General features: G+C 73.7%; 5 protein-coding genes. All 5 read left to right on the top strand.

From position 1 onward, the window contains the following. Positions 1–236: 236 nt before the first annotated feature. The 5 genes from ABEA26_RS23555 (at position 237) to ABEA26_RS23535 (ending at position 5,641) form a co-directional block, all read left to right on the top strand. A complete protein-coding gene (locus ABEA26_RS23555; RefSeq protein ID WP_345595237.1) occupies positions 237–716 on the top strand; it encodes a Fur family transcriptional regulator in 480 nt (159 codons plus the stop codon). A gap of 69 nt (positions 717–785) precedes the next feature. After that, positions 786–2,273 (top strand): ABC transporter substrate-binding protein, encoded by a 1,488-nt coding sequence (locus ABEA26_RS23550; protein WP_345595235.1) that lies wholly within the window; start codon positions 786–788, stop codon positions 2,271–2,273. Between the two features lie 17 nt (positions 2,274–2,290). Beyond that, positions 2,291–4,036 (top strand): ABC transporter permease subunit, encoded by a 1,746-nt coding sequence (locus tag ABEA26_RS23545; RefSeq protein WP_345595246.1) that lies wholly within the window; start codon positions 2,291–2,293, stop codon positions 4,034–4,036. Beyond that, positions 4,005–4,964, top strand: coding sequence for an ABC transporter ATP-binding protein (locus tag ABEA26_RS23540; RefSeq protein ID WP_345595234.1), 960 nt, complete (start codon positions 4,005–4,007; stop codon positions 4,962–4,964). The genes ABEA26_RS23545 and ABEA26_RS23540 overlap by 32 nt, the downstream gene beginning before the upstream one ends. Next, positions 4,961–5,641: an ATP-binding cassette domain-containing protein gene (locus tag ABEA26_RS23535; protein ID WP_345595232.1), complete on the top strand. Its 681-nt coding sequence runs from the start codon at positions 4,961–4,963 to the stop codon at positions 5,639–5,641. The genes ABEA26_RS23540 and ABEA26_RS23535 overlap by 4 nt, the downstream gene beginning before the upstream one ends. The last annotated feature ends 359 nt before the right edge of the window (positions 5,642–6,000 follow it).

Below are 6,000 nucleotides of genomic sequence, written 5' to 3'. Positions count from 1 at the left end.
TTCCATATTCAACTAGTTCCCACGCGCAGCGTCGACACAGGCGACCGCGACACGGCGTCACGCCGCCACGCCGCCGCGGCGGACCCCGCTTGAAACTCCGATGGAAATGATTACCATGTGCGGCGTCGCGAGCGCCAAGCAGGCCGCCCGGCCCACCGGATGACGGACCGTCGGCGGGACGAGAGGCCTTCGGCCCGCACCCCGACACACAGCCGACCGACCCCACTCCACGGGAGGTGGGCGTCCTGCGCGACGCATCGACAACACAGCCACCGCCACCGTGGCGCCCCACGCGACAGCGGAGGGCCGTTCTGGGCGCCCTGCACGACCGCACCGGCTTCACATCCGCCCAGGAACTGCACGAGGCGCTCGAGGCCGACGGCATCACCATCGGCCTGACCACGGTGTACCGGACCCTTCGCGCACTGGACCGCTCGGGACGGGTCGACGTCGTGCGGGAGAAGACCGGAGAACGGCTCTACCGGCCGCGACCCACCGACGGGCACCGCCACTACCTGGTCTGCCGCGACTGCGGCGTCAGCACCGCGGTGGAGGCGGACGCGGTGGAACGCTGGGCGGACGACGTGGCCGAGGCCACGGGATTCGCCGACGTGGAGCACACCGTGGAACTGACCGGCGTCTGCGTCCCCTGTCGCGACACCGCCACACCTCCACCCCCGCACAGCGCTCGCGGAACCCACCCGATCCGAGAATGAAAACGATTGTCATCGTGCTACGGTCGTCGCACGCTCAACCATTGACCGGCCCTTTACCCGGAGTGACCCGTGCGCGTCCCTGCCCGTCTCCTGCCCCTCCCCGCGGCACTCGCCGCCTCCGCCCTGCTCACCGGCTGCTTCGCGTCCACGGAGGCCACCGGCGCCGACGCGGGCGAGCGGATCAGCGTCGCGATGATGCAGCCGCCGCGTTCCGGTCTGTCCCCGCTCTCCGACGACGCCTTCAAGCTGTCCCGCTGGTCGACGGCGGAGACGCTCGTGAAGCTGGACGCGGACGGCGACGCCGAGCCCGCGCTCGCCACCGGGTGGAAGCAGTCCGGCCGCAGCTGGACCTTCGCTCTGCGCGAGGGTGTCACCTTCCACGACGGTACGAAGCTGACCGCCGAGGCCGTGGTCCGCTCTCTGAACCGGGCCGCCCGCGCCGCTCCCAAGCCCCGCATTCTCGACGGCGTCGAGCTGACCGTGAAGGCGGTGGACACCACCACCGTGGTCGTCACCACTGCCGAGGAGGACCCGTTGGTCCCCCAGCGGCTCAGCTCCCCCCAGTTGTCGATCCTCTCGGCGAAGGCGTACCGGGGGAAGACGGTCGACCCGGTCGGCACCGGCACCGGTCCGTTCGAGCTGACCGAGGTGAACGGCACCTCCTCCGCCGCCCTCGACCGCTACGACAGCTACTGGGGCGGCACGGCCAAGGCTCCCGGCATCGACGTCACGTTCGTGCCGGACGGCACCGCACGCGCCGCCGCCCTGCGCAGCGGCGAGGCCGACATCGTCGAGGCGGTGCCCGTCTCGCAGGCCGCGCTGCTGGACGAGGAGCTGATCACCGAGGTCCCGATGCCGCGCACCAACACCCTGTACCTCAACACGGACAAGGGCACCTTCAAGGACCCCGCGCTGCGGGCCGCGGCACGGGAGGCGATCGACGCCGAGTCCCTCGTGAAGGGCGTGTACGAGGGCAGGGCGGACGTGGCCGAGGGGCTGCTCGGGCCCGCACTGCCGTGGGCCGCCGACCTGCGCGAACCGGTACGGCGCGCCAAGGCGGGCGATCCGGACGGCAGGAAGATCACCATCGGCACGTTCACCGACCGGGCGGAGCTGCCCGAGGTCGCCGCCGCACTGCAACAGCAGCTGAAGAAGGCGGGTTTCCAGGTGAAGCTCGAGGTCCGCGAGTACGCCAACATCGAGTCCGACGCCCTGTCGGGCGCCTTCGACGCGTTCATCCTCTCCCGCGCCACCGTCCTCGACTCGGGCGATCCGGCCGCGTACCTCTACAGCGACTTCGCCTCCAACGGCTCCTTCAACATCTCCCAGCTGGCCGACTCCGCTGTGGACAAGGCCCTGGACAAGGCGGGCGCGACGCCGACGGGTGACGCCCGCCGCCGGGCGGTCGTCGACGCCGAGGCCGCAGTGCTCGCCACCGACGCGGCCGTGCCGATGCTCCACGAGCGCGTGATCCAGGGCGACGCCGCCGACGTGGTCGGCGCGGCCCACGACCCGCGCGAGCGGGAACTGGTCACGCTCGACACCCACGTCAAGTGAGGCCCTCCGCAGCGGGGATGACCCGCGCCGTCTCCCTCTTCGCCGTGCTGGCCACCGTCGGCCTGCTGCCCTGGCTCTCCGGCCGGGACCCCGCCCTGACCGTGCTGCGCGCCCGGTCCGCCGAGCAGGAGCCGACCGAGGAGGCACTGTCCGCCATCCGCCGGGACCTGGGGCTGGACGCCGGCCCGCTCTCCCTGCTCGGTGACTGGGCGGCCGGGCTGGTGCGTGGCGATCTCGGCACCTCGTGGGTGTCGGGGACGGACATCCTGCCGTCGGTCGCCTCCGGACTCCAGGTGTCGCTGGGCCTGATGGCGGCGGCGCTGACCGTGGCGGTGCTGCTGGCCGTGGCACTGGTGACGCCCGTGCTGGTGCGCGGGCGGGGTTCGGCCGGGGCGGTCGCCGCCATGGCCGCCGCCGTGCCCGAGTTCCTCCTGGCCACCGTGGCGCTGCTGGTGTGCGGAGTGTGGCTGGGGTGGCTGCCGACGTCGGGCTGGCAGGGGCCCGCGTACATGATCCTGCCGGCCCTCGCGCTCGGCGTTCCGGCGGGCGGTCTGCTCGGCCGGCTCGTCGCGGACGCGCTGCCCGCCGTGCTGGACGAACGGTGGGTGGAGCTGTGGCGGGGCGCGGGCGTGAGCCGTACCCGGATCTCGGCCGCCGCGCTGCGCCGCGTACTTCCGCCGCTGGTCCCCCAGTTCGGGATGGTCGCGGTCGGCCTGACGGGGGGCGCGGTCGCCGTGGAGGCCGTGTTCGCGGTTCCCGGCATCGGACGTACCGCGCTGGGTGCCGCCAAGTCGCAGGACCTTCCTCTGCTCCAGGGCTCGGTCCTCGCCCTCCTGGCCCTGGGCCTGGTCACCGGCGCGCTGGCCGCCCTCGTACGGCGCCGGCTGCTGGGCCCCGCCCTGCGCGACGCCGGGCTCTCGCTGCCCCCGGCCCGCCCGGTCCGGGCGCACCCGGCGGTCCCGGTCGTCCTCGCCACCGTGCTGCTGGCGGCGATCGGCTGGGGTCTGCTGCGCGACCCGTACGCGGTGGACACCACGGCGCGGCTGGCGTCGCCGTCGTGGGCGTACCCGCTGGGCACCGACGGGCTCGGCCGAGACGTACTGGCCAGGCTCGGGCACGGTGCCGCTTCCACGGTCGGCACGGCGGCGGCCGTCTGCCTACTGAGCCTGCTGGCCGGCCTGGCACTGGGCTTCCTGCCCGGCGTCGCGGCGGGGGCGGCGGACATCGCCAACGCTCTGCCACCCGTGATCGTCGGCATCCTGGTCGCGGCGGCGGCCGGTCCCGGCACCGGTGGCGCGGCCCTCGCCGTCGCCCTGATCTCCTGGCCGCCCCTGGCGGCGCACGCGGCCGCGCTGGTGCAGGAGGTGCGGGCGTCGGCGTTCCTGACCGCTCAACGCGCCATCGGCGCACGGCCCCTGTGGATCCTCACTCGGCACGTCCTGCCGTCCGTCGCGGCCCCGGTCGCACGCCATGCCCTGCTGCGACTGCCCGGCATCGCCCTCGCTCTCGCCTCCCTGGGCTTCCTGGGCCTGGGTGCCCAGCCGCCCGCCCCCGAGTGGGGGCTGCTCCTGGACGAATCGCGCGCCTACATCGAACGCGCCCCCTGGGCGGCACTCGCCCCGGCCGTCGCACTGGCCCTGCTGGCGGGGCTGGCCGTGTCGGGGGCTGCGTCCGCGCGGGGCCGGGGGGCCCGCCGCGCGACCGGCCACACCATACGAAAGGAGACCGCCCGTGTCGTCCGAGGCACTGCTGTCGGTGCGTGACCTGCGAATCGCGTTCGGCACCGTCGAGGCGGTTCGCGGGCTGTCCTTCGATGTCCGCCCGCGCGAGGTGTTCGCCGTCGTGGGGGAGTCGGGCGCCGGCAAGTCCCTCACCGCCCGGGCGCTGCTCGGCATGGTGCCGCGGGGCGCGACGACCGGCGGCAGCGTGCGGTTGCGCGGCTCCGCCGATCCAGCCGCCGAACGCGGGCGCCGGATCACCCTCGTTCCACAGGACGCCCTGTCCGCCCTCTCGCCCGTCCACCCGGTCGGCGACCAGCTCGCCGCCGCCGTACGGTCGGTGCGGCGCCTGCCCCGTGGTCAGGCGCGCGCCCGGGCCGTGGCGGCACTGGACCGGGTCGGCATCCCGGACGCCGCTCGCCGGGCGCGGGCCTACCCGCACGAGTACTCGGGCGGCATGCGGCAGCGCGCGGTGATCGCCATGGCGACGGTCAACGAGCCCGACGTCGTCGTCGCCGACGAACCGACCACCGCGCTGGACGAGGAGCGCCGCGAGCAGGTTCTGCGGGTGCTCGCCGAGCAGCGGGAGGCGGTCGGCGCCGCGCTGGTGCTCGTCACCCACGACCTGGAGGTCGTGCGGGAACACGCGGACCGCGTACTGGTGATGTACGCGGGCCGGGCGGCCGAACTCGGCCCGGTCCGGCAGGTGCTCGGCAGTCCGCGCGCCCCCTACACGGCGGGCCTGCTGGCCTCGCTCCCGCAGGACGGCCCCCGGCTCCGCCGGCTGCCGGCGCTTCCCGGTACCCCGCCCGCGCCGGACGCGCTCGGGCCGGGCTGCGCCTTCGCGCCGCGCTGCCCCCTGGCGACGGACCGGTGCCGCGACCAGGAACCGGAAGCGCGGACGGTGGACGGCCGCCTGGTCGCCTGCCATCACGCCGATGACATGCCCGACCCTCTCCGGGAGTTCGTGTGAACCACCCCCTGCTGGACGTCCGCGACATCACCGTCCGCTACGGCCCGGTGACCGCCGTGGACCAGCTATCGTTCGCGCTGGACGCCGGTGAGACCCTCGCCCTCAACGGCCCCTCCGGCTGCGGCAAGTCCTCCACGGCCCTCGCGGTGCTCCAGCTGCGCAGGCCCGACGGTGGGCAGGTCCGCTTCGAGGGGCGGGAGCTGACGGCCCTGACGGAACGCGAACTGCGCCCCCTGCGCCCGCGCATGCAGCCGGTCTTCCAGGACCCCTACGGCTCCCTCAGCCCTCGTCACCGCGTCCGCGACGCGGTGGCCGAGCCGCTCAGGATCCGGGGCGCCTGGGACAGGTCCGACGGACCCGCCCGCGTGGCCGAGCTGCTCGACCGGGTCGGTCTCGACCCCGCGTACGGAGACCGGCGCCCGCACGAACTCTCCGGAGGCCAGTGCCAACGGGCCGGAATCGCCCGGGCCCTGGCCTGTGAACCGCGACTGCTCGTCCTCGACGAACCGGTTTCCGCGCTCGACGCCTCCGTGCGGGCGGGGGTCCTGAATCTGCTCGACGACCTCCAGGACGAACTGGGCCTCGGCTACCTGTTCATCTGTCACGACCGGGCCGTCGTACGGCACTTCGCGGACCGGGTGGTCGAGATGCGGAACGGACGCGGCGTCCACACCTGACGACGGCCGTGAGAACCACGGGACTGGCACGGCCGACGCACACTCCCGCCGATGTACGGGTGCACGACACCGCGGACGCCGTTCACCCGCATTCGGTTCCCGACGCGCGCGTCCGAATCGGCACGGAATTCACCTGGAGAGGCTCTCCAACGGTGCGCGAAAGGGCAAGGAAATTGCCCGTACGGCATCGAAATGCGCCCGTTACGAAGACTCCCGGATGCCGGTTCTGTATTTTGCTCTCCGTCAGGAACGACCGTGCCTCCCGGCCACACCAGCCCGCCTCGCCCCAGGCTTCGAGGCAGCCACCGTCACGAGACGGTCATGAACAGTCGCGAGACATTCACACGCGTCATTTCCTG

Source organism: Streptomyces marokkonensis, from assembly GCF_039539045.1.
In the GTDB taxonomy this organism is placed as follows: domain Bacteria; phylum Actinomycetota; class Actinomycetes; order Streptomycetales; family Streptomycetaceae; genus Streptomyces; species Streptomyces marokkonensis.
This window is presented reverse-complemented; position numbering and strand designations above follow the sequence as displayed.